This is a genomic window from Pseudomonas sp. PL-6, assembly GCF_054110165.1.
Genome location: NZ_CM134189.1, coordinates 3217795 through 3239596, shown reverse-complemented (window position 1 = coordinate 3239596; position 21802 = coordinate 3217795). Strand labels below are relative to the sequence as shown.

At 61.7% G+C, this 21802-nt stretch carries 20 protein-coding genes, 2 tRNA genes and 2 pseudogenes; 18 read left to right on the top strand and 6 right to left on the bottom strand.

Annotated elements, in window-relative coordinates; genetic code table 11:
• Positions 1-70 precede the first annotated feature (70 nt).
• From ercA to ACW9UL_RS13700, 4 genes are all read left to right on the top strand, one after another.
• Entirely contained in the window at positions 71-1234 is a 1164-nt protein-coding gene (gene ercA, locus ACW9UL_RS13715) for an alcohol dehydrogenase-like regulatory protein ErcA (RefSeq protein WP_021446377.1), read from the top strand.
• Positions 1218-2942 carry a hybrid sensor histidine kinase/response regulator gene (locus ACW9UL_RS13710; protein ID WP_457787338.1) on the top strand — a complete coding sequence of 575 codons (1725 nt, stop codon included), beginning with the start codon at positions 1218-1220 and terminating at the stop codon, positions 2940-2942. Before ercA ends, ACW9UL_RS13710 begins: the two co-directional genes overlap by 17 nt.
• 87 nt (positions 2943-3029) lie before the next feature.
• Positions 3030-3431 carry a PA2779 family protein gene (locus ACW9UL_RS13705; RefSeq protein ID WP_021441980.1) on the top strand — a complete coding sequence of 134 codons (402 nt, stop codon included), beginning with the start codon at positions 3030-3032 and terminating at the stop codon, positions 3429-3431.
• Positions 3416-4369, top strand: a complete 954-nt coding sequence (locus tag ACW9UL_RS13700) for a PA2778 family cysteine peptidase (RefSeq protein ID WP_457787337.1) — start codon at positions 3416-3418, stop codon at positions 4367-4369. The genes ACW9UL_RS13705 and ACW9UL_RS13700 overlap by 16 nt, the downstream gene beginning before the upstream one ends.
• A 49-nt stretch (positions 4370-4418) precedes the next feature.
• Here the strand turns inward: ACW9UL_RS13700 and ACW9UL_RS13695 are convergent, their stop codons facing one another.
• The gene (locus tag ACW9UL_RS13695; RefSeq protein WP_457787336.1) at positions 4419-5702 is read right to left on the bottom strand and encodes an NAD(P)/FAD-dependent oxidoreductase; all 1284 of its coding nucleotides are present in this window, start codon (positions 5700-5702) and stop codon (positions 4419-4421) included.
• A 185-nt stretch (positions 5703-5887) separates the two neighbouring features.
• On the opposite strand from ACW9UL_RS13695, the gene ACW9UL_RS13690 reads away from it, so the two are divergent.
• The 10 genes from ACW9UL_RS13690 to ACW9UL_RS13645 all read left to right on the top strand — a co-directional run bounded on the left by ACW9UL_RS13690 (position 5888) and on the right by ACW9UL_RS13645 (position 13690).
• A tRNA-Val gene (locus ACW9UL_RS13690) sits at positions 5888-5964 on the top strand.
• A gap of 282 nt (positions 5965-6246) precedes the next feature.
• Positions 6247-8169, top strand: a complete 1923-nt coding sequence (gene thrS / locus ACW9UL_RS13685) for a threonine--tRNA ligase (protein ID WP_021441983.1) — start codon at positions 6247-6249, stop codon at positions 8167-8169.
• Positions 8169-8720, top strand: a complete 552-nt coding sequence (gene infC / locus ACW9UL_RS13680; RefSeq protein WP_177342863.1) for a translation initiation factor IF-3 — start codon at positions 8169-8171, stop codon at positions 8718-8720. The genes thrS and infC overlap by 1 nt, the downstream gene beginning before the upstream one ends.
• Before the next feature lie 60 nt (positions 8721-8780).
• Positions 8781-8975, top strand: coding sequence for a 50S ribosomal protein L35 (gene rpmI, locus ACW9UL_RS13675; RefSeq protein WP_031302581.1), 195 nt, complete (start codon positions 8781-8783; stop codon positions 8973-8975).
• A gap of 29 nt (positions 8976-9004) precedes the next feature.
• Positions 9005-9361: a 50S ribosomal protein L20 gene (rplT, locus tag ACW9UL_RS13670; RefSeq protein WP_003243409.1), complete on the top strand. Its 357-nt coding sequence runs from the start codon at positions 9005-9007 to the stop codon at positions 9359-9361.
• 95 nt (positions 9362-9456) lie between these two features.
• On the top strand, positions 9457-10473 hold the full coding sequence (gene pheS, locus ACW9UL_RS13665; RefSeq protein WP_122107038.1) for a phenylalanine--tRNA ligase subunit alpha: 1017 nt from the start codon (positions 9457-9459) through the stop codon (positions 10471-10473).
• Between the two features lie 42 nt (positions 10474-10515).
• Positions 10516-12894: a phenylalanine--tRNA ligase subunit beta gene (gene pheT, locus ACW9UL_RS13660; RefSeq protein ID WP_457787335.1), complete on the top strand. Its 2379-nt coding sequence runs from the start codon at positions 10516-10518 to the stop codon at positions 12892-12894.
• 3 nt (positions 12895-12897) lie between these two features.
• Entirely contained in the window at positions 12898-13200 is a 303-nt protein-coding gene (gene ihfA, locus ACW9UL_RS13655) for an integration host factor subunit alpha (protein ID WP_003243414.1), read from the top strand.
• On the top strand, positions 13181-13537 hold the full coding sequence (locus tag ACW9UL_RS13650; protein WP_021441988.1) for a MerR family transcriptional regulator: 357 nt from the start codon (positions 13181-13183) through the stop codon (positions 13535-13537). The genes ihfA and ACW9UL_RS13650 overlap by 20 nt, the downstream gene beginning before the upstream one ends.
• A gap of 76 nt (positions 13538-13613) precedes the next feature.
• A tRNA-Pro gene (locus ACW9UL_RS13645) sits at positions 13614-13690 on the top strand.
• Between the two features lie 95 nt (positions 13691-13785).
• Here the strand turns inward: ACW9UL_RS13645 and ACW9UL_RS13640 are convergent.
• Complete coding sequence (locus ACW9UL_RS13640) at positions 13786-14985, bottom strand: tyrosine-type recombinase/integrase (protein ID WP_397496726.1); 1200 nt, start codon at positions 14983-14985, stop codon at positions 13786-13788.
• 35 nt (positions 14986-15020) lie between these two features.
• Between ACW9UL_RS13640 and ACW9UL_RS13635 the strand changes: the two genes are divergently transcribed.
• From ACW9UL_RS13635 to ACW9UL_RS13620, 4 genes are all read left to right on the top strand, one after another.
• Entirely contained in the window at positions 15021-15257 is a 237-nt protein-coding gene (locus ACW9UL_RS13635) for a hypothetical protein (protein WP_397496725.1), read from the top strand.
• Between the two features lie 664 nt (positions 15258-15921).
• On the top strand, positions 15922-16758 hold the full coding sequence (locus ACW9UL_RS13630; RefSeq protein WP_397496724.1) for a hypothetical protein: 837 nt from the start codon (positions 15922-15924) through the stop codon (positions 16756-16758).
• Between the two features lie 124 nt (positions 16759-16882).
• Complete coding sequence (locus ACW9UL_RS13625; protein ID WP_397496723.1) at positions 16883-17704, top strand: type IV toxin-antitoxin system AbiEi family antitoxin domain-containing protein; 822 nt, start codon at positions 16883-16885, stop codon at positions 17702-17704.
• Positions 17688-18620: a nucleotidyl transferase AbiEii/AbiGii toxin family protein gene (locus ACW9UL_RS13620; protein WP_397496722.1), complete on the top strand. Its 933-nt coding sequence runs from the start codon at positions 17688-17690 to the stop codon at positions 18618-18620. The genes ACW9UL_RS13625 and ACW9UL_RS13620 overlap by 17 nt, the downstream gene beginning before the upstream one ends.
• A 382-nt stretch (positions 18621-19002) precedes the next feature.
• Here ACW9UL_RS13620 and ACW9UL_RS13615 read toward each other — a convergent pair whose 3' ends face one another.
• The 4 genes and pseudogenes from ACW9UL_RS13615 to ACW9UL_RS13600 form a co-directional block, all read right to left on the bottom strand.
• Entirely contained in the window at positions 19003-19224 is a 222-nt protein-coding gene (locus ACW9UL_RS13615) for a DUF2274 domain-containing protein (RefSeq protein WP_397496721.1), read from the bottom strand.
• Positions 19221-20219: pseudogene (locus ACW9UL_RS13610) on the bottom strand (TraB/TrbI/VirB10 family type IV secretion system protein); the annotation flags it as partial. The gene ACW9UL_RS13615 and the pseudogene ACW9UL_RS13610, both read right to left, overlap by 4 nt.
• Before the next feature lie 74 nt (positions 20220-20293).
• A pseudogene (locus tag ACW9UL_RS13605) lies at positions 20294-21064 on the bottom strand (aminotransferase class I/II-fold pyridoxal phosphate-dependent enzyme); the annotation flags it as partial.
• Positions 21065-21218: 154 nt separating this feature from the next.
• On the bottom strand, positions 21219-21797 hold the full coding sequence (locus tag ACW9UL_RS13600; protein WP_122109786.1) for an ANTAR domain-containing response regulator: 579 nt from the start codon (positions 21795-21797) through the stop codon (positions 21219-21221).
• Between the last annotated feature and the right edge of the window lie 5 nt (positions 21798-21802).

Here is a 21802-nt window from a genome sequence, read left to right as displayed (position 1 = left end):
GTCGCATTGCATTGGCCGAGCAATGCAGTAGGCTGGAAGCCATTCCATAACAACAAGATCAGGCCGTTGCATGAGCCACGATTTGAGCCAACTGCGTAAATTCGTTTCCCCGGAGATCATCTTCGGCGCCGGCTCCCGGCACAACGTCGGCAACTACGCCAAGACCTTCGGCGCACGCAAGGTGCTGGTGGTGTCCGACCCCGGTGTAGTCGCGGCCGGCTGGGCCGGCGATATCGAGGCCAGCCTGCAGGCCCAGGGCATCGCCTATTGCCTGTACACCCAGGTCTCGCCTAACCCGCGGGTGGAGGAGGTGATGGCCGGCGCCGAGCTGTATCGCAGCGAGGGCTGCAACGTCATAGTCGCAGTCGGCGGCGGCAGCCCGATGGACTGCGCCAAGGGCATCGGCATCGTCGTCGCTCACGGTCGCAGCATCCTCGAGTTCGAGGGCGTGGATACCATCCGCGTGCCCAGCCCGCCGCTGATCCTGATTCCGACCACCGCTGGCACCTCGGCCGATGTCTCGCAGTTCGTGATCATCTCCAACCAGCAGGAACGGATGAAGTTCTCCATCGTCAGCAAGGCGGTGGTGCCGGACGTGTCGTTGATCGACCCGGAAACCACCCTGAGCATGGATCCCTTCCTTAGCGCCTGTACCGGCATCGACGCCCTGGTGCACGCCATCGAGGCCTTCGTCTCCACGGGCCACGGCCCGCTCACCGACCCGCATGCGCTGGAGGCCATGCGCCTGATCAACGGCAACCTGGTGCAGATGATCGCCAACCCGGCGGACATCGCCCTGCGCGAGAAGATCATGCTCGGCAGCATGCAGGCCGGGCTGGCCTTCTCCAACGCCATCCTCGGGGCGGTGCATGCGATGAGCCACAGCCTCGGCGGCTTCCTCGACCTGCCGCATGGCCTGTGCAACGCGGTGCTGGTCGAGCACGTGGTGGCCTTCAACTACAGCGCGGCGCCGGAGCGTTTCAAGGTCATCGCCGAAACCCTCGGCATCGACTGTCGCGGGCTGAACCACGCGCAGATTCGCCAGCGCCTGGTCGAGCACCTGATCGCCTTCAAGCATGCCGTGGGCTTCCGCGAAACCCTCGGCTTGCATGGCGTCGGCAGCTCGGACATTCCGTTCCTTTCCAGCCATGCCATGGACGATCCGTGCATCCTTACCAACCCGCGCGAGTCGACCCAGCGCGACGTCGAGGTGGTCTATGGCGAGGCGCTCTGACGAGGCGCTAGCCGGGCTGCTGGGGCTCAGCAGCCAGTCGGCGCGCAAGAGCCACTACCCCGAGCTGCTGGCGCGCCTGGAGGAGCTGGAAACCGAGCGCAACCGCTACAAATGGCTGTTCGAGCACGCCGTGCACGGCATCTTCCAGGCCAGCCTGCAGCAGGGCGTGCTGGCGGCCAACCCGGCCATGGCGCGCATGCTTGGTTACGACGATCCGCAGCAGGTGCTGTGGTCGCTGAACGACCTGGCGCGCCACCTGTTCGTCGGCGGTTTCGATGAGCTGGCGCGGATTCGCGAGCAGCTGGGCCGCGGCGCCGCCCTGGTCGGCTACGAAACCCAGTTGCGCCGGCGCGACGGCAGCGTCATCGACGTGTTGATGAACCTGCTGCTCAAGCCCGAAGGTGAGGGCCTGTTCGAGGGTTTCGTCGCCGACATCACCGAGCGCAAGCAGGCCCAGCAGCGCCTGCAACAGCTCAACGACGAACTGGAGCGCCGGGTCGCTGCACGTACCTACGAGCTGCTCGAATCCAACCGCAACCTGCAACGGCAGATCGAAGAGCGCGAGCGCATCGAGCAGGCCCTGCGCGAGGCGCGCGACGCCGCCGAGGCGGCCAACCGCAGCAAGGACAAGTACCTGGCCGCCGCCAGCCACGACCTGCTGCAGCCGCTCAACGCGGCGCGGCTGCTGATCTCCACCCTGCGTGAGCGCGAACTGCCGAGCGCCGAGCTCAGCCTGGTGGAACGCAGCCACCTGGCACTGGAAGGCGCCGAGGATCTGCTCGCCGATCTGCTGGACATCTCCAAGCTGGACCAGGCGGCGATCAAGCCGGACCTCGACGTCTATCGCCTGGAGGAGCTGCTGGCGCCGCTGGCCTCGGAGTTCGACGGCGTCGCCGTGGCCCGCGGCCTACGCCTGCGCGTGCGCATCGCCGACTGCGCGGTGCACACCGATTTCCGCCTGCTCACGCGCATCCTGCGCAACTTCCTCAGCAACGCCTGTCGTTACACCGAACGCGGCGGCGTGCTGCTCGGCGCGCGGCGGCGCGGCCAGTTTCTCGAGCTGCAGGTCTGGGACAGCGGCCGCGGCATTCCTGCCGACCAACTGGACAAGATCTTCCTCGAGTTCAACCAGCTGGACGTCGGCCGCGCTACCGAGCGCAAGGGCGTCGGCCTCGGCCTGGCCATAGTCGAGCGTATCGCGCGCATGCTCGGTTATCCGGTACGGGTGAGTTCGCAGCCGGGGCGCGGCTCGCTGTTCAGCATCCGCGTGCCGTTGGCCGCCGAGCGCCCGCAACGGCCGGCGCAGCCCATGCCGCAGCCGCTGCTCGGCGACCCGCTGCCGGGGCGGCGCCTGCTGGTGATCGACAACGAAGAGGCGATCCTGCACAGCATGGCCGCGCTGCTCGGCCAGTGGGGCTGCGAGGTGGTCACCGCACTGGATCTGCCCGAAGCGCTGCAGCGCCTGCAGGGCAGGGCGCCGGAGGTGATACTGGCGGATTTCCACCTCGATCACGGCGTGCTCGGCTGCCAGGTGATCCAGCAGCTGCGCGAGGCGTTCGCCCGGCCGATTCCGGCGCTGATCATCAGCGCCGACCGCAGCGACGCCTGCCGCCGCGAGCTGCAGGCGCTGGGTGCGCCGCTGCTGAACAAGCCGGTCAAGCCGGGCAAGTTGCGAGCGGTGCTCAGCCAGTTGCTGCAGGAAGTGTGAGCGGGTGCTGATTTTCGGGGTGAACCCGGACGCCTGCCATACTGTCTATTGGCTACCTAGCCGTCTCAGGAGACAACCACAATGACAATGTCCATGCACCCCGTTCTGCGCCGTCTGGCGTTCTTCACCGCATTGCTGCACCTGCTGCTGGTGGTGCAGATACCCGTCGCCAATGCGGCCATGATCGGCACCCACGAGGTGCTCGCCGAACAGCAGCACCAGGTGGATCAGGCGCAATTGATGGCCATGCTCGACGACGAGCAGGTCAAGGACAAACTGGTGGCCATGGGCGTCGAGCGCGAGCAGGTGGAGTCGCGTATCGCCAGCCTAACCCCGGCCGAGCTGGCGCAGTTCAACCAGCAGCTGGATCAGGCGCCCGCCGGTGCCGGCGTGGTCGGCATCATCGTGCTGTTCCTGGTGATCTTCATCATCACTGATATGCTGTGCGCCACCAACATCTTCAATTTCGTCAAATGCATCAATCGCTGATTCGCCTCGCCTGTATCGCTTCAGTCGTTCTACTCACAGCCTGCGCTCGGTCTCCGCTGTTATCGCCGGAGGCCGAGCGTTTGCCTGAGCGGGTCGAGCTGAGCGATGTGCCGTTCTTCCCGCAGGACGCCTACCAGTGCGGACCGGCGGCGTTGGCCACCATGCTCAACCAGCGCGGCGTGCTGACCACCCCTGGCGTGCTCAAGGACAAGGTCTACCTGCCCGGTCGCGAAGGCAGTCTGCAGGTGGAGATGGTTGCCGCCGCACGCAGCCACGACATGCTGGTGTATCCGCTGCAGCCGCGTCTGGAGGCGCTGTTGGCCGAGGTGGCCGCCGGCAATCCGGTGCTGGTGCTGCAGAACCTGGCGTTCGACTTCTACCCGCAATGGCACTTCGCCGTGGTGGTCGGCTACGACCGTCGCGAGCGCACGCTGATCCTGCGCTCCGGCACCACGCGGCGCCTGGTGGATGATTTCGCCAGCTTCGACCAGAGCTGGGCGCGCGGCGGGCGCTGGGCGGTGCTGGCCTTGCCGCCGGAGCAATTGCCGGCGCAGGCCGACATGCGCGCCTGGCTCAAGGCCGCCAGCGATCTGGAGCAGACCGGGCGCAAGATGGCGGCGCAGCGTGCCTATCGACGCGCCACCCAGGCCTGGCCGGAGCAGGCGCTGAGCTGGTTCGCTCTGGCCAACAGCTGCTATGCCGAAGGTGATCGCCAAGGCGCCGAGCAGGCGCTGCGCGCCAGCCTGCAACGCGAGCCGGATTTCGCCGCCGGCTGGTTCAATCTGGCCCAGTTGCTCGGCGAGCAAGGCTGCGGTGAACGTGCGCAGCAGGCCCAGGCCTGCGCGCGGCGCCTGGCCCCGGAGGATGCGCGCTTTGCCGCGCCGCTGAAGGCGAGCGTCGCAACGGGTCAATGTCAGGCCTTGCCGGCCTGTCCATAAGGCAAACGAAAACGGCGCCCGAGGGCGCCGTTTTTTGTTTCTGCGCTCGTTACACGCCCAGCTTGTCGCGCAGGGTGTAGTACCAGGCGCCGAGGGCGCTGAACGGTACCTGGAACATCCGCCCGCCGGGGAAGGGGTAGTGCGGCAGGTTGGCGAAGGCGTCGAAACGCTCGGCCTGGCCGCGCAGCGCCTCAGCCAGCACCTTGCCGGCCAGGTGGGTGTAGGTCACGCCATGGCCGCTGCAACCCTGCGAATAGTAGATGTTGTCGCCGAGGCGGCCGACCTGGGGCAGGCGCGACAGGGTCAGCAGGAAGTTGCCGGTCCAGGCGAAGTCGATCTTCACGTTCTTCAGCTGGGGGAAGGTCTTGAGCATCTTCGGGCGGATGATCGCCTCGATATTGGCCGGGTCGCGCGCGCCGTAGACCACGCCGCCGCCGAAGATCAGGCGCTTGTCGCCGGACAGGCGATAGTAGTCGAGCAGGTAGTTGCAGTCCTCGACGCAGTAATCCTGCGGCAGCAGGCTGGCGGCCAGTTCGTCGGACAGCGGCTCGGTGGTGATCACCTGGGTGCCGCAGGGCATCGACTTGGCCGACAGCTCCGGCATCAGGTTGCCGAGGTAGGCGTTGCCCGCCACCACCACGAACTTGGCCTTGATCCGCCCTTCGGGGGTGTGCACCACCGGGTTGGCGCCGCGGTCGATGCGGGTGGCCGGGGATTGCTCGTAGATCACCCCGCCGAGCGACTCCACCGCGGCGGCCTCGCCCAGGGCCAGGTTCAGCGGATGGATATGGCCGCCGCTCATGTCGAGCATGCCGCCGACATAGTTGTCGGTGGCCACCACCTCACGGATGCGCTTGGCGTCCATCAGTTCCAGCTGGGTATGGCCGTAGCGCTCCCACAGCTTCTTCTGCGCTTCCAGGTGGCCCATCTGCTTGTCGGTTAGCGCGGCGAACACGCCGCCGTCCTTGAGGTCGCACTGGATGTCGTACTTGGCGATGCGCTCACGGATGATGCGCCCGCCCTCGAAGGCCATCTGCCCGAGCAGTTGCGCCTGCTTGGGGCCGACGCTGCGCTCGATCACGTCGATGTCGCGGCTGTAGCTGTTGACGATCTGCCCGCCGTTGCGCCCGGAGGCACCGAAGCCGACCTTGGCCGCCTCGACGATGCTCACCTTGAAGCCGTTCTCCAGCAGGAACAGCGCGGTGGACAGGCCGGTATAGCCGGCGCCGACGATGCAGACGTCCGTTTCCACTTCACCTTGCAGGGCAGGGCGCTGGGGAACGGGGTTGGCAGAAGCGGCGTAGTAGGATTGTGGGTATGCCGTGTGCGCCATTTTGAACCTCTGTTCTTTATTTTTTACGAATGAGCCGATCCTACCTGAGTTGAAAATGCCCGGCTAGTGCCTGTGCAAAATATTCAACGAGCCTGGCTGAAATAAAAAATTTGGCCTATTTCAGTGAGTTAGCGAAAAAACCTGTTGACGGCCAAAAACTTCTGCGTAGAATGCGCACCCATCGAAGGCACATAGCTCAGTTGGTTAGAGCACCACCTTGACATGGTGGGGGTCGTTGGTTCGAGTCCAATTGTGCCTACCAAATCGATAAAAAGGGGTCGTTGATACGACCCCTTTTTTGTTGCTCGTCATTCGTGGCGGCAAAAACTTCCGGGAATTCCGCTCGGATATTGTCTGTGGTTGCTTGTCAGGGTTCAGGCTTTCTGAAAGCATCCGCACTCTTTACTTCCAGTGACTCTGGTTCGGTTCTGGTTGGCCCTTGGGGCTCCTGCCATCGTTCGGCAGGTATACCGCCGGATCGCTTCCTGGCTCATCCCAACCCACGTGACCTTTGGTAGGGGTCACCACTAGGAGAGGAGGCGCCATGCCCATCATTACTCTTCCCGACGGCAGTCAGCGTTCGTTCGATCATCCGGTTTCCGTGCTGGAGGTCGCCCAGTCCATTGGTGCGGGCCTGGCCAAGGCCACCCTGGCCGGTAAGGTCAATGGTCGCCAGGTCGATGCTTGCGACCTGATCGAGGCTGACGCGACCCTGCAGATCATCACGCCGAAGGACGAAGAGGGGCTGGAGATCATCCGCCACTCCTGCGCTCACCTGGTTGGGCATGCGGTCAAGCAGCTCTATCCGAACGCCAAGATGGTGATCGGTCCGGTCATCGATGAAGGCTTCTATTACGACATTGCCATCGACCGTCCCTTCACCCCGGAAGACATGGCGGCCATCGAAAAGCGTATGGCCGAGCTGATCGACAAGGACTACGACGTCATCAAGAAGATGACGCCGCGTGCCGAGGTCGTCGAGCTGTTCAGGGCGCGCGGCGAGGAATACAAGCTGCGCCTGATCGACGATATGCCGGACGAGCAGGCCATGGGGCTGTACTTCCATGAGGAGTACGTCGACATGTGCCGCGGTCCGCACGTCCCCAACACCCGTTTCCTCAAGGCGTTCAAGCTGACCCGTATTTCCGGTGCCTACTGGCGCGGTGATTCGAAGAATGAGCAGCTGCAGCGCATCTATGGCACCGCCTGGGCGGACAAGAAGCAGCTGGCGGCCTATATCCAGCGCATCGAAGAAGCCGAGAAGCGCGATCACCGCAAGATCGGCAAGCGCCTGGACCTGTTCCATACCCAGGAAGAGGCGCCGGGCATGGTGTTCTGGCATCCCAATGGCTGGACCCTGTACCAAGTGCTCGAACAGTACATGCGTCAGGTGCAGCGCGAGCATGGTTACCTGGAGATCAAGACGCCGCAGGTAGTCGATCGCAGCCTGTGGGAGAAGTCCGGGCACTGGGCCAACTACGCCGAGAACATGTTCACCACCGAATCGGAAAGCCGCGATTACGCGATCAAGCCGATGAACTGCCCGTGCCACGTGCAGGTATTCAATCAGGGGCTGAAGAGCTATCGCGAGCTGCCGATGCGCCTGGCCGAGTTCGGTGCCTGCCACCGCAACGAGCCGTCCGGGGCGCTGCACGGCATCATGCGCGTGCGCGGCTTCACTCAGGATGACGCGCACATCTTCTGCACCGAAGAGCAGATGCAGGCCGAATCCGCCGACTTCATCAAGCTGACCCAGGCGGTCTACGCCGACTTCGGTTTCACCGACATCCAGCTCAAGCTGTCCACTCGTCCGGAAAAGCGCGTGGGTTCCGACGAGCTGTGGGATCGCGCCGAGGCGGCCCTGGCGGCGGCGCTCGACAGTGCCGGGCTGGCCTATGACCTGCAGCCGGGCGAGGGCGCCTTCTACGGGCCGAAGATCGAGTTCTCGCTGAAGGATTGCCTGGGGCGTGTGTGGCAGTGCGGTACTCTGCAGCTGGACTTCAATCTGCCGGTGCGCCTGGGCGCGGAGTACGTTTCCGAGGACAACAACCGCAAGCATCCGGTCATGCTGCACCGGGCGATCCTCGGTTCCTTCGAACGCTTCATCGGCATCCTCATCGAGCACTACGAAGGGGCGTTCCCGGCTTGGCTGGCGCCGACCCAGGCGGTGATCATGAATATCACCGACAAGCAGGCCGATTTTGCCCGCGAAGCAGAGAAAACTCTCAACCAAAGCGGTTTTCGTGCCAAGGCTGACTTGAGAAACGAAAAGATCGGCTTTAAAATCCGCGAGCATACCTTGCTCAAGGTTCCCTATCTCTTGGTTATTGGAGATCGGGAGGTTGAGACACGATCCGTTGCTGTGCGCACCCGTGAAGGCGTCGATCTGGGCTCCATGCCCCTCGAGCAGTTCGCCGCGCAATTGCAGCAAGCGGTTTCCCGGCGTGGTCGCCAAGATTCGGAGTAATAACTATTAAGCGTGAAATGAGACAGGATAAGCGGGCCGCTCCCAAGGCGCCGATCAACGAGAACATCACCGCACGTGAGGTTCGCCTGATTGGTGCGGACGGCGAGCAGGTTGGTATTGTTTCGATTGATGAGGCATTGCGCGTGGCTGAAGAAGCCAAGCTGGATCTGGTAGAGATCTCCGCTGACGCAGTCCCGCCGGTTTGCCGCATCATGGACTACGGCAAGCACCTGTTCGAAAAGAAAAAGCAGGCTGCTATTGCGAAGAAGAATCAGCACCAGCAGCAGATCAAAGAGATCAAGTTTCGTCCAGGGACGGAAGAAGGGGATTACCAGGTAAAACTACGCAACCTGGTACGTTTCCTTGAAGATGGGGACAAGGCCAAGGTATCGCTACGATTCCGCGGCCGTGAGATGGCCCACCAGGAACTGGGCATGGAGCTGTTGAAGCGGGTCGAAGCCGACCTCGCCGAACTCGGCACCGTTGAACAGCATCCTAAGCTGGAAGGACGCCAGCTGATGATGGTCATCGCTCCCAAGAAGCGTAAATAACCTCCCGGGCACTGGCAGGCCTGATGGTTATCAGTTGTTAATGAATGCGGAGTACCAAACATGCCAAAGATGAAAACTAAGAGCGGCGCTGCAAAGCGCTTCCTGAAGACTGCTTCGGGCTTCAAGCACAAGCACGCTTTCAAGAGCCACATCCTGACCAAGATGTCCACCAAACGTAAGCGTCAGCTGCGCGGCAGCTCGCTGATCGGCCCGTCGGACAAAGCTAAAGTCGAGCGCATGCTGCGCGTTCGTTAATCGGTCAAGATATTTAGAGGTAATTACTCATGGCTCGTGTTAAGCGTGGCGTTATCGCTCGTGCTCGTCACAAAAAAATCCTGAAGCTCGCCAAGGGCTACTACGGTGCGCGTTCGCGCGTGTTCCGCGTCGCCAAGCAGGCGGTGATCAAGGCAGGCCAATACGCCTACCGCGACCGTCGTCAGCGCAAGCGTCAGTTCCGTGCTCTGTGGATCGCCCGTATCAACGCCGGTGCTCGCGTCAACGGTCTGTCCTACAGCCGTCTGATCGCTGGCCTGAAAAAGGCGTCGATCGAAATCGACCGTAAGGTCCTGGCCGATCTGGCAGTGAACGAAAAAGCGGCGTTTGCTGCGATTGTCGAGAAAGCTAAGGCCGTTCTGGCTTAAGTCCCCCGACAATCACCGGGCTTGCCCGGTGGCAACGTCAAAGATAGGGGAAGAGCCTTCAAGCTCTTCCCCTATTTCGTATCTGGAGTCCGTACATGGAAAACCTGGATGCATTGGTCTCGCAAGCGCTAGAGGCCGTGCAAAACACCGCAGACGTCAACGCCCTGGAACAACTCCGGGTTCAGTATCTCGGCAAGAAGGGCGAGCTGACCGCCCTGATGCAGACCCTGGGCAAGCTGTCGGCCGAGGAGCGTCCGCAGGCTGGCGCCCTGATCAACGCCGCCAAGAACCAGGTTCAGGACGCCCTGAACGCCCGCAAATCCGTGCTTGAGCAGGCCCTGCTCGCCGAGAAGCTGGCGTCCGAGCGCATCGACGTGACCCTGCCGGGCCGCGGCCAGGCTTCCGGCGGCCTGCACCCGGTCACCCGTACCCTCGAGCGCGTCGAGCAGTTCTTCACCCATATCGGCTACAACGTCGCCGAGGGCCCGGAAGTCGAAGACGACTACCACAACTTCGAAGCCCTAAACATTCCCGGCCACCATCCGGCGCGGGCGATGCACGACACCTTCTATTTCAACGCCAACATGCTGCTGCGCACCCACACCTCACCGGTGCAGGTGCGCACCATGGAGTCGCAGCAGCCGCCGATCCGCATCGTCTGCCCCGGCCGCGTCTATCGCTGCGACTCCGATATCACCCACTCGCCGATGTTCCACCAGGTCGAAGGCCTGCTGGTCGACGAGGGCATCAGCTTCGCCGACCTCAAGGGCACTATCGAGGAGTTCCTCCGGGTGTTCTTCGAGAAGCCGCTGGGCGTGCGTTTCCGCCCGTCCTTCTTCCCCTTCACCGAGCCCTCGGCCGAAGTCGACATGCAGTGCGTGATGTGCTCGGGCAAGGGCTGTCGCGTGTGCAAGCAGACCGGCTGGCTGGAAGTGATGGGCTGCGGCATGGTGCATCCGGACGTGCTGCGCATGAGCGGCATCGACCCGGAGAAGTACTCCGGCTTCGCCTTCGGCATGGGCGTCGAGCGCCTGGCCATGCTGCGTTATGGCGTCAATGACTTGCGCCTGTTCTTCGATAACGACCTGCGGTTTCTGGCGCAATTTCGCTAGTACCGCCTTCGTCATCGAATTCGTTTAAGGAGAACAGACAGTATGAAATTCAGTGAACAGTGGCTGCGCAGCTGGGTGAACCCGGACGTCTCGCGCGACGAGCTGGTGGCCCGCCTGTCCATGGTCGGCCTGGAAGTGGACGCGGTGATCCCGGTCGCCGGCCAGTTCAGCGGCGTGGTGGTGGGCGAGATCCTCAGCGCCGAGCAGCACCCGGACGCCGACAAGCTGCGTGTGTGCCAGGTCAGCAACGGCAGCGCCAACTTCCAGGTGGTTTGCGGTGCACCCAATGCCCGTGCCGGCATCAAGATTCCCTTCGCCATGATCGGCGCCGAACTGCCGGGCGACTTCAAGATCAAGCAAGCCAAGCTGCGCGGCGTGGAGTCCCAGGGCATGCTCTGCTCGGCCTCCGAACTGCAGATCAGCGACGACAACAGCGGCCTGATGGAGCTGGCGGCGGATGCTCCGGTCGGCCAGGACATTCGCGCCTACCTGGGCCTGGACGATGCCAGCATCGAAATCGGCCTGACCCCGAACCGCGGCGACTGCCTGTCGCTGGCCGGTCTGGCCCGCGAAGTCGGCGCCATCTACGGCGTCTCGGTCTCGGCGGTTTCCGTCGCCCCGGTCGCGGCTGTCCATGACGAAGTGCGTCCGGTCGAGGTGCTGGCGCCCAAGGCCTGCCCGCGCTACCTGGGCCGCGTCATTCGCAACGTCGACCTGTCCAAGCCGACCCCGCTATGGATGGTCGAGCGCCTGCGTCGCTCCGATATCCGTAGCATCGACGCCGCCGTCGACATCACCAACTACGTGATGCTCGAACTTGGTCAGCCGATGCACGCCTTCGATCTGGCCGAAATCAACGGCGGCATCCGCGTGCGCATGGCGGAAGAGGGCGAGAAGCTGGTCCTGCTGGATGGCCAGGAAGTCGGCCTGCGCGCCGACACCCTGGTGATCGCCGACCACGAGCGCGCCCTGGCCATTGCCGGCGTGATGGGGGGCGAGCACAGCGGCGTGAGCGGCAAGACTCGCGACCTGTTCCTCGAGAGCGCCTTCTTCGACAACATCGCCGTGGCCGGCAAGGCGCGCTCCTATGGCCTGCACACCGATTCCTCGCATCGCTTCGAGCGCGGCGTCGACTCGCAGCTGGCGCGCAGCGCCATGGAGCGCGCCACTGCGCTGCTGCTGGAGATCGTCGGCGGGGACGCCGGCCCGATCATCGAAGTGGCCAGTGCGGCCGACCTGCCAACCGTCGCGCCGATCACTCTGCGCGCCGAGCGCATCAGCCAGATGCTTGGCCTGGACATGGATGGCGCCGAAGTCGAGCGCCTGCTCAGCGCGCTGGGCCTGGGCGTGACCGCCGAGGGTGCCGGCCAGTGGCAGGTCAGCGTGCCGAGCCACCGCTTCGATATCAGCCTGGAAGTGGACCTGATTGAAGAGCTGGGTCGTCTGTACGGCTACAATCGCCTGCCGGTGCGTTACCCGCAGGCGCGCCTGGCCCCGCAGGCCAAGGCCGAAGCCCGTGCCGAGCTGCCGGCCCTGCGTCGCCTGCTGGTGGCACGCGGTTACCAGGAAGCCATCACCTACAGCTTCATCGATCCCAAGCTGTTCGAGCTGTTCAACCCAGGCGTCGTCCCGCTGCAACTGGCCAACCCGATCTCCGCCGACATGGCCGCCATGCGCTCCTCGCTGTGGCCGGGCCTGGTCAAGGCGCTGGAGCACAACCTCAATCGCCAGCAGTCGCGCGTGCGTCTGTTCGAGAGCGGCCTGCGTTTCGTCGGCCAGCTCGAAGGCCTCAAGCAGGAAACCATGCTGGGCGGCGTGATCAGCGGCAGCCGTCTGCCGGAAGGCTGGGCCAATAGCCGCGAGAGTGTGGACTTCTACGATCTGAAGGCCGATGTCGAGGCGCTGCTGGGCTGTGCCGGCGCTGCCGATGCCTTCGCCTTCGTGCCGGGCGAGCATCCGGCACTGCACCCGGGTCAGACCGCGCGTATCGAGCGGGAGGGGCGTCTGGTTGGTTTCATCGGTGCCCTGCATCCGGAGCTGGCCAAGACCCTCGGTCTGGATCAGCCGGTGTTCCTCTTCGAGCTGCTGCTGGCCGAAGTGGCAGTCGGGCGCATGCCGGTGTTCAGCGAGCTGTCGCGCTTCCCCGAAGTACGCCGCGACCTGGCACTGCTGGTCGATCGCGAACAGCCGGCCGAGGCCGTGCTCGCCGCCATTCGCGAGGCGGCGGGCGAGTGGCTGACAGACCTCAAGCTATTTGACGTCTATCACGGTAAAGGCATTGATCCGCTTAGAAAAAGCCTGGCAGTCGGCTTGACCTGGCAGCATCCATCGCGCACTCTTAATGACGATGAGGTGAGTACTACTACGCAAAATATCCTCACCTGCCTCGAACAAAGGTTCAACGCCACGTTAAGGAAGTAGCGTATGGGGGCTCTGACGAAAGCTGAAATGGCGGAACGTCTGTACGAAGAGCTCGGCCTGAACAAACGGGAAGCCAAGGAGCTGGTGGAGCTGTTTTTTGAAGAGATCCGCCAGGCTCTGGAGCTGAACGAACAGGTCAAGCTTTCCGGGTTCGGTAACTTCGACTTGCGCGACAAGCGCCAGCGACCCGGCCGCAACCCGAAAACAGGAGAGGAGATCCCGATCACGGCTCGCCGTGTGGTCACCTTTCGTCCAGGGCAAAAACTGAAGGCCAGGGTCGAGGCATATGCTGGAACCAAGTCATAACGACGAGCTACCGGCGATACCCGGCAAGCGCTACTTCACCATCGGCGAAGTCAGCGAGCTCTGCGCGGTCAAGCCCCATGTCCTGCGTTATTGGGAACAGGAGTTTCCACAACTCAATCCGGTCAAGCGGCGGGGTAACCGCCGTTACTACCAGCGCCAGGACGTGCTGATGATCCGGCAGATTCGCGCGTTGCTCTACGATCAGGGCTTCACCATCGGCGGGGCGCGTCAGCGCCTCTCCGGCGACGAGGCCAAGGACGACACCACCCAGTATCGTCAGCTGATCAAGCAGATGATCGTCGAGCTCGAGGACGTGTTGCACGTCCTGCGGAAATAGGGCAAAAGAAAAAGTTGCCTTAATTCAAAAGCTTAATGTATAGTTCTTCCCGCTTTCGGTAACACGTAAGCATCGTCGGGGCGTAGCGCAGCCCGGTAGCGCACTTGCATGGGGTGCAAGGGGTCGAGTGTTCGAATCACTCCGTCCCGACCAAAAAATCCCTAGAAAATCCAGTCACTTAGCGGTGACTGGATTTTTTTATGGGCGCTTCACACGCTCGAAGCGCAGGGACTTTTGCGGGACTTTTTTCATCCTGCCATTCTCCTCAAAATTGTCAGGGCCGGCCCGCGCGAGTCGGTGGCCGAAATCCTGTTGGCTTCATCGATCAGTTTGCCCAGCTCGGCGGCCGAGTAGTGACTGGTGATGCTGCCGTTCCTGTGGCCCAGCAGAGCCTTCCTGTCTTCCTCCGTTACCCCAGCAGCCCGAAGTCTTCGGCCGAAGGTGTGCTTCAGATCGTGAACGCGGATCGAAGCAAATCCAGCTGGGGCAGGGCGCAGAAAACGCTCCTGGAACTTCTTCGCTGCTCTGACCCTGGCTTTCTTCCATGCCGAATCGTTCATCCGGTGAACCGGAGTGGCCTTGCCGTTTCGATCGGGTTGTCCGTAAGGAAATACCCAAACTGGATCAAGCCCACGCTGTCCCTCGATGACCGACTTGGCTACGTTGTTGAGCACAACGAGGCGCTCGTCGCCGTTCTTGACCCCGGAGCTCTCATGTCGGCCACCAAAATCCGCCGGTATGAGAAATACGCTGGTGTTGAGCTCAGGAATCGGTATCTCCCAATCCCAGCGAAGCTTCACGACCTCCTGCTCGCGTGAGCCGCTGTTGACCTTGTACAGGGCCATGCGGCGCAAATGATCCGGCAGTTCGGCGAAGAGAATCGACTGCTCTTCCCAGGACATCGGGTAGGGCATGCGTCTGGTTTTCTTCTCTTCCAGCTTGGTGATCATCGGTACCACGTCGAGCCAGGGACGCTTCTGCTCATCACGCCATTTTCGGGCGCAAAGATTCAGGATACGTATGACGCGTTCCAGGGCGATGTTCACCGTGCGGTGTGAAACTCCTGGCTTCAACTTCCCATCGCTGGTTCTACGACTCTTGAGTCGATCCCTTATGTAGGGAGCCAGGGTCTCGTCGTCGACATGAGTCAGAGGCTGGTCGCCAATATACCGGTCCAACTGCTCCAGATAGATGGCCGTGAGGCCTATCGACGGCTGATTCTTGTACTCGGTCAGGTAACGCGTAGCAGCCTCCCGCCACGTTCTGATCTTGCGGACGCCGTAGATCTTCTGTTCCCGGAGCTTTTCCAGCTTGTGTATCAGGTACTGCTCTGCCTCCTTCCTATCGCTTGATCCAGTGCTTTCCTGAATTCGCTGACCTCTGAAGACCTTGTCGATGTGCCAGGTCCCGTTCCTTTTGTAGAGGCCGCTAATGGTTTTTCGCGCCATGGTTTTTCTCCTTGGCGCTCGCTGCGGGAGTGATCATGTCCCTTGGCACCTTCCTTTTCAATGATGGCCTGGTCGATGTAGGTGTCTGCCCAGGCATCCAGTTCTTCGCGATCAAAGCCGATGCCTTGCACCCCAATGCGGAATTCCCGCACGTGAGGCCGGACGGTTTTGTTGAATTCTGTGCGGCACATGCCGAGGTAGGCGGGGGCCGCACTGGCTCGCAAGATTCGGGGTGGGCAGGTGATCAAGCGTGCGGCTGTCTGTTCAGATGATGCGGGCATGAATGTCGCCTCCTTGTTGGCCCTGATCCGTGCTGCAGATGCTGTCCGCTGCTCGTTGGGTGGACAACGTGGTGGAGGGGGCTGCGGAGGGTTTGGTACAACAGCTGTTTTGGCTTGGTTTGACCTGATGGATCGTGGAGTGTGGCCAGTCGTTGGTTGGTACGGTGATATCAGGCTTAAGGATTGAAGCGTGTCTTCCGAAGAGGTATCTCAGCAACCTGGTTCCAGCTCTGGTGGCCCAGTCAGTCGTGAGGAGATGTACGCCGAGGTGTGGCGGCTTCCGATGACCAAGATCGCGGATCATCACCGTGTTTCCTCCAGCTTCTTGGCGCGCGTGTGTACCCGCATGAATGTCCCGCGGCCGCCGCGTGGGCACTGGGTAAAGCTGGAGAATGGAATACCGAGTCCTCAGCCACCCCTGCCTGAGGCTGGGCCTGGTGACCTACAGGTATGGCGCAGGGGAGATACTCTTGGTGCTGTTTCTCGACCGGTACCGAAGGCACCTGCACCGCGCAAAATCAAACCCGAACAGCTCCGCATATCGCGATCAAGGCAGCATCCTGTTGTCGTGGGAGCGTATGAGGTCTTTGAGCAGGGGCGCGTCATCGACCAAGGGTTCCTCAAGCCCGGGAGGCAGCGCCTGGTGGACGTTGTGGTGACCAAGCCGCAACTTGAGTCTGCCCTCAAGCTGGCGAATCAGCTGTTTCTCAAGCTGGAGGCTGCCGGTCATCGCGTGATGTTTGCTCCGAGTGACCGCACCTATGCCCGGGACTCGTTTGATGAGCATGAGCACCCTCCCAAGAAACCAAGGCATCGTCATCCGGCGTTGTGGTCACCATCCAAGCCCACAGTGGTTTTCGTCGGGACGGTTGCCATCGGGCTGACGGTGTTTGAGATGACTGAGGAGCTTGAGGCCCGCTACATCGATGGCAAGTACATCCCCACCTCCAAGATTCCGTCGCAGCAGATGCGTCGCTTAAGCTCAACTTGGAACTGGTCGACTCGCATGGACTTTGCGACCGGCCGCCTATGTATAAGGGCGTTCTCGCCATATCCGTGGACTGATTGGTCTCAGAGTTGGAAGGAGGCTAAGCAAGGCTCGCTACGTGGCCAGCTGGATGAGATCGTCCAGCAGCTCATAGACGCCGCGCCTGTAGTTGCCCGATTGGTAGAGGAGGCCGAGGAGCAGGCCAGAATTCGGCAGCAGGAGGGGATGGAACAGATTCGCCGGCGCGAGGAGAGAGAGCGGATTCAGAGGCAGAGCGAGGCAAGGGCGCAGGCGAGGACTGATTTGCTGAGCGCCATCAAGCAGTGGGATGACATAAAGCGGATCCAGGCCTTTTTCAGTGATGCGGAGAGCTCCGTATCGAATCTGCCCGAAGCTGCGCGATGCATTGCTATGGACAAGCTCGCCCAAGCGCGTGAGCTTGTTGGCGAGCTGGATCCGCTACAGGCATTGCTGGAATGGAAGGGGCCTAGGGAGCGCCTATAGCAATGGCCAAGAGTTCCTTGTGTGGGTTTATAAGAACTAAATTTTGCTCACTAATGGTGAGTATTTTTGGGTTTCTATAAACCTCTTCTTGCTGAAGGTTTAGAAAAGCTCTATTTTGCTCACTATGAGTGTGCAAAAATCTGAAAAACTAAACTCCTTGCTTGCAGGGCTCGGCGACAGCGATCTGGTGTCCAGTAGCTGGTTGAAGGCTCATGGCTACAGCAGCAACCTCGTAGCGCGATATATCGCGAGCGGCTGGCTGGAATCGCCTGCGCGTGGAATCTATCAGCGACGAGGCGGACGTCTCACCTGGGCTGCTGTAGTGCGTGCGCTGCAGGAAGGAGAGCGATTGCCGCTGCATGTTGGCGGGCGTTTTGCCTTGGCTTGGCATGGGCACGAGCACTACCTGCGGTTGGGCGAGCGTGAGAGGGTCACTCTATATGGCCCTGGAAGCCTCCCGGCCTGGGTGGAAAAGCTTCCCTTGAAGGCTGAGGTGATGCTGTGCGGCAAAAGTCCATTCAATCTGTCGGCATTGTCATTCAAGGCCGATATGGATGCCGAAGTCCTAAGAAATCTAGCGCTCGAATGGGTGGATGTTGATGGCGACCGCGGCCGCATCGTCGTCGCGACACCTGAACGCGCAATCCTCGAGCTGTGTGATGGCGTGTCAGACGCATCGCTCGTTTATGAAGTGGATGCGCTGATGCAGGGTGCGGACACCCTTCGTCCCCAAAGGGTAAGCATGCTGCTGCGGCATTGCACCAGCATAAAAGCCAAGCGCTTGTTCCTGGCGCTCGCAGAGCGTCATCGGCACGCCTGGTTGGATCATGTCTCGTTGGACGGCGTCTATCTAGGGAAGGGAAAGCGTTGCCTGGTTCCCGGTGGTCGCTTGAACCCAACCTACCAAATAACCTTGCCGGCGGATCTTGATGAGCACCTGGGATAAGCGCTACACCGACCGAGTCCAGTTATTGGTGGAAATTCTGCCGACCTTGGCGAAAGAAACACGATTTGCCCTCAAAGGGGGTACGGCGATCAACCTGTTCGAGCATGACTTGCCCAGGTTGTCTGTGGATATCGATCTGACCTGGTTGCCGATGCAGGACTATGCGCAGGATGCTAGTCAGATCTCCGATGCATTAGAAGGTCTGGGAAGGGCACTTGGCTCTGCGCCATTAAGGCTACAGGTACAAACATCAGCGCCCGAAAGAGGTGGCTTCATAAACAGGCTGATAGTGAGTCGTGGACGAGCCCGGGTGCAAATAGAAACGACCCCGGTTATGCGCGGCTCTGTGCATCCAGTACGAACAATGGTTGTCCAGCCGCAGGTCCAGGAGGCCTTTGGCTTTGCCTCGATCCAGGTGCTCGACTTTGCGGATCTATATGCGGGGAAAATGGCAGCAGCATTGTCGAGACAGCATCCGCGCGACCTGTTTGATATCGGCTTGCTTCTAGAGGATCCGCGCACAGATGAGCGCCTTTGGCGAACCTTCCTGATATACATGACCTGCAGTCCGAAGCCTGCCTGGGAGATGCTGGTTCCCAATGAGCCCAAGGATTTCGAGGCGATATACGAGACCCACTTCCGTGGTATGACTGCTGCCCCTGTCAGCTCAGAGATACTGCTGGAACACCGCGCCAGGCTTCTTCGACAAATTTCAGAGTGGCTTACCCCGCAGTCGAGAGCATTTCTGGAATCAGTCGAGATGGAGAATCCAGATTTTGACTTGATCGAGTTGCCACAGGCAGCAGAGCTACCTGCGATAAAACGGAAACTGCAGAATCTTGCTTCACGATCAGCTGCGAAGCGGGCTTCCGACCATTCTCAGTTGCAAGCGGCCTTCGAGATGTTCAAACGTTGATAGTGTCTGCAGGCTACCCAGGCTTGGCAGTCGGCGCCGGCACTTTAAATTCCGTAAATCTGGATAAGTGGCATTAAAGTGCCTTTATTGCTCCATAAATGCACAAAATCGGCAACTTAATGCCGATTTTGCTTCGTAATATCGAGAGCCACAGTTTCCACATGGTGCATGTCAAGAATTCCTTTAGCTTGGCTCTGGTCCCCAGATTTTCTTGATTGAGACAGGAAAATCTTAAGTTTTGGCGGTTCAGCTGATTTTTTCTTAATTCATTCAGGTCAATTTCGTCCGAGTGCCTTTGGGGCGAAGGCTCGTGATCACATTTGTTACCAGCCTCTTCGGAGGCAAGGGCTTTACAGGCAGCCAGGGCAAAAGGACTCGGTTTTCAGCTCGTTGTACTAAGTCTCCTGAACACCCGATCCCTCGCCATGAAGGCCTCCAGCATGTGAGGGATGAGCGTCAGGGCATCGACTTCTTCACCATAGGTTTGTGAGTGCAGCGTCGCGTAGCGCTCGAGGTCGGCTTTCAGGTTAGCGGGGCAGGTGAAGGTCAGCTTCAGGTTCTCTGTTTTCGGCAGCGGGCCGAGGCGCAGCTTGGTCGTACTCATGGCAGGTTCCTCTGTTGAGCGGAGAAGGGCTGATAGGGGCGCAGCACCAGGTCGCGGTTGACGATCACGCGCAGGGGCAGGCCGGGACGCTGGGTCAGCGTGGGTTGGATATCGAGGTTGCGGCGGGTGACCTCCTGGCCGACCTGATTCACCGTGTCCTGCAGGCTGTCGCGACCGGCGATGATGATGCGGTCGCCGTCGGTGCGACTGGTCGGTGCCGCCAGCTCGGCACCGATGCCCAGCAGGCTGGTCATGGCCGCGCCGGCGACGATGCGATCCCAATGCCAGTCGACGCCATCCTCAAGGCCGGCATAGCCGGCGGCATCGGTACCGACCAGATTGTCGAGCTGGAAGGACGAGGTGTCCGGCAAGATCACCCGCTGCCATACCACCTGCACGCGGCTTTGCCCGTAGCTCACCTGGCTGTTGTAGCGGCCCAGCAGGCGCGCGCCTTGGGGGATCAGCACGTGCTGGCCGGTGGCGCTGTCGTAGACCGGTTCGGTCACCGTGGCGATCACGTCGCCGGGTAGATCCGACTTGATACCGGTGACCAGCGCCGCCGCGATCACGGTGCCGGCCATCACCTGGTAGGGCGAGTCAGACATCTGCAGTAATCCGGAATTACGGATTTGTGCATTTACGGATTTACTGAGAAACGTCTCGTTCCGTTCCTGCTGGGTCGGCGTTCCTGCAGTTGCGGCTACCACGCCTGACGAGGCCATACCCAGGATCATGGGATCGGGTTGGGCGCCCTCAGTGGATGCGACGTTCGATTTCCGCGCGCTGTTGGTCTGGAAAAACACCGAGGACAGCGCCGCTTCCTCGGCCTCCTTGAGCCGGGCAAGACGCTCGGCTTCAGCAGCGTCCGGACCATGGCCATAGCCCTGCGCCTGCTGCTCGGCCCTGAGGATCGGTCCGCCCAGGTCGCCGGGCAGCGGTGGGCCCAGTTGCGGTATCTCGGGAGCAGGTGGTGGTGGCAGCTGAGAGTAGTCTGAATCGACCCTAGTTTCGTAGACACCTTCAAGCCTCATAATGAGGCCCATCAGGAGGTGCCATGAGCAACCAGCNTGCCGACCATAAAGCCGATGCGCCAGCCGGCCATGTTGTAGCTCTTGGACAGGGTGAAGAACTCCACCGCGATGTCCTTGGCCCCCGGCACCTGCATGATCGAGGGGGCCTGCCAGCCGTCGTAGACGATGTCGGCGTAGGCCAGGTCGTGCACCACCAGCACGTCGTACTGCTTGGCCAGGGCCACCACGCGCTCGAAGAAGTCCAGCTCCACGCACTGCGCGGTGGGGTTGGAGGGAAACCCCAAGATCATCATCTTCGGCTTGGGGATGGATTCGCGAATCGCCCGTTCCAGCTCGGCGAAGAAGTCCACCCCCGGCACCAGCGGCACCGAACGCACCTGGGCGCCGGCGATCACCGCGCCGTAGATATGAATGGGGTAGCTGGGGTTGGGCACCAGCACGGTGTCGCCATGGTCCAGGGTGGCCAGCATCAGGTGCGCCAGGCCTTCCTTGGAGCCGATGGTGACTATGGCTTCGCTTTCCGGGTCGATGTCCACCGCGTAGCGCTCCTGGTACCAGCGCGAGATGGCGCGGCGCAGGCGCGGGATGCCGCGCGAGGTGGAGTAGCCGTGGGTGTCTTCGCGCTGGGCGACCTGCACCAGCTTCTCGACTATGTGCGGCGGCGTGGCGCCATCGGGGTTGCCCATGCTGAAGTCGATGATGTCCTCGCCACGGCGGCGGGCGGCCATCTTCAACTCGGCGGTGATGTTGAACACATAGGGGGGGAGACGATCGATGCGCGCAAAGCGGCGCTTGGCGTTGTCGGCCATGATTTCCTCGAAGTACGTAAGCGCCCGGAACCGTCCGAGCGACGTTGGCCACTGCGCTGGCCGGAGGCGACGATAAGGCGCCGGCAGCTCTGCTGTCCAGCGCAGTGGCGGGAAAAATTGCCGGTGCAGTGCGCCTGGGCTACTGCAGCGGCGCTCAGCCGCCGAGCATGTCGTGCATGGCGATGATCTGCTCGGCGACCTGGATCAGCTTCTGCTGGCGGCTCATGGCCTGGCGGCGCATCAGGGTGTAGGCCTCTTCCTCGTTGCAGCTCTTCATCTTCATCAGCAGGCCCTTGGCCAGCTCGATGCGTTTGCGTTCGGCCAGCTGGGCGTCGCGCGCCTGCAACTGGGCGCGCAGGGCCTGGTCGCTCTCGAAGCGGGCCATGGCCACGTCTAGAATCGGCTGCAGGCGCTGGGCGTGGATACCCTCGACGATGTAGGCGCTGACCCCGCTCTGGATCGCCTGGCGCATCACGCCGGGGTCGTGCTCGTCGGTGAACATGACGATCGGTCGCGGCTGGTCGCGGCTGACCAGCACCACCTGTTCCATCACGTCGCGGCTGGGGGACTCGGTGTCGATCAGGATCACGTCGGGGCGCACGGCCTCGACCCGCTCGGGCAGGTCGATGGTCAGCCCGGACTCGTCGATCACCTCGAAGCCGGCCTCGATCAGCGCGCACTTGAGGCGGCCGACCTTCTTCGGGGTGTCGTTGATCAGCAGGATACGCAGCATCGTGG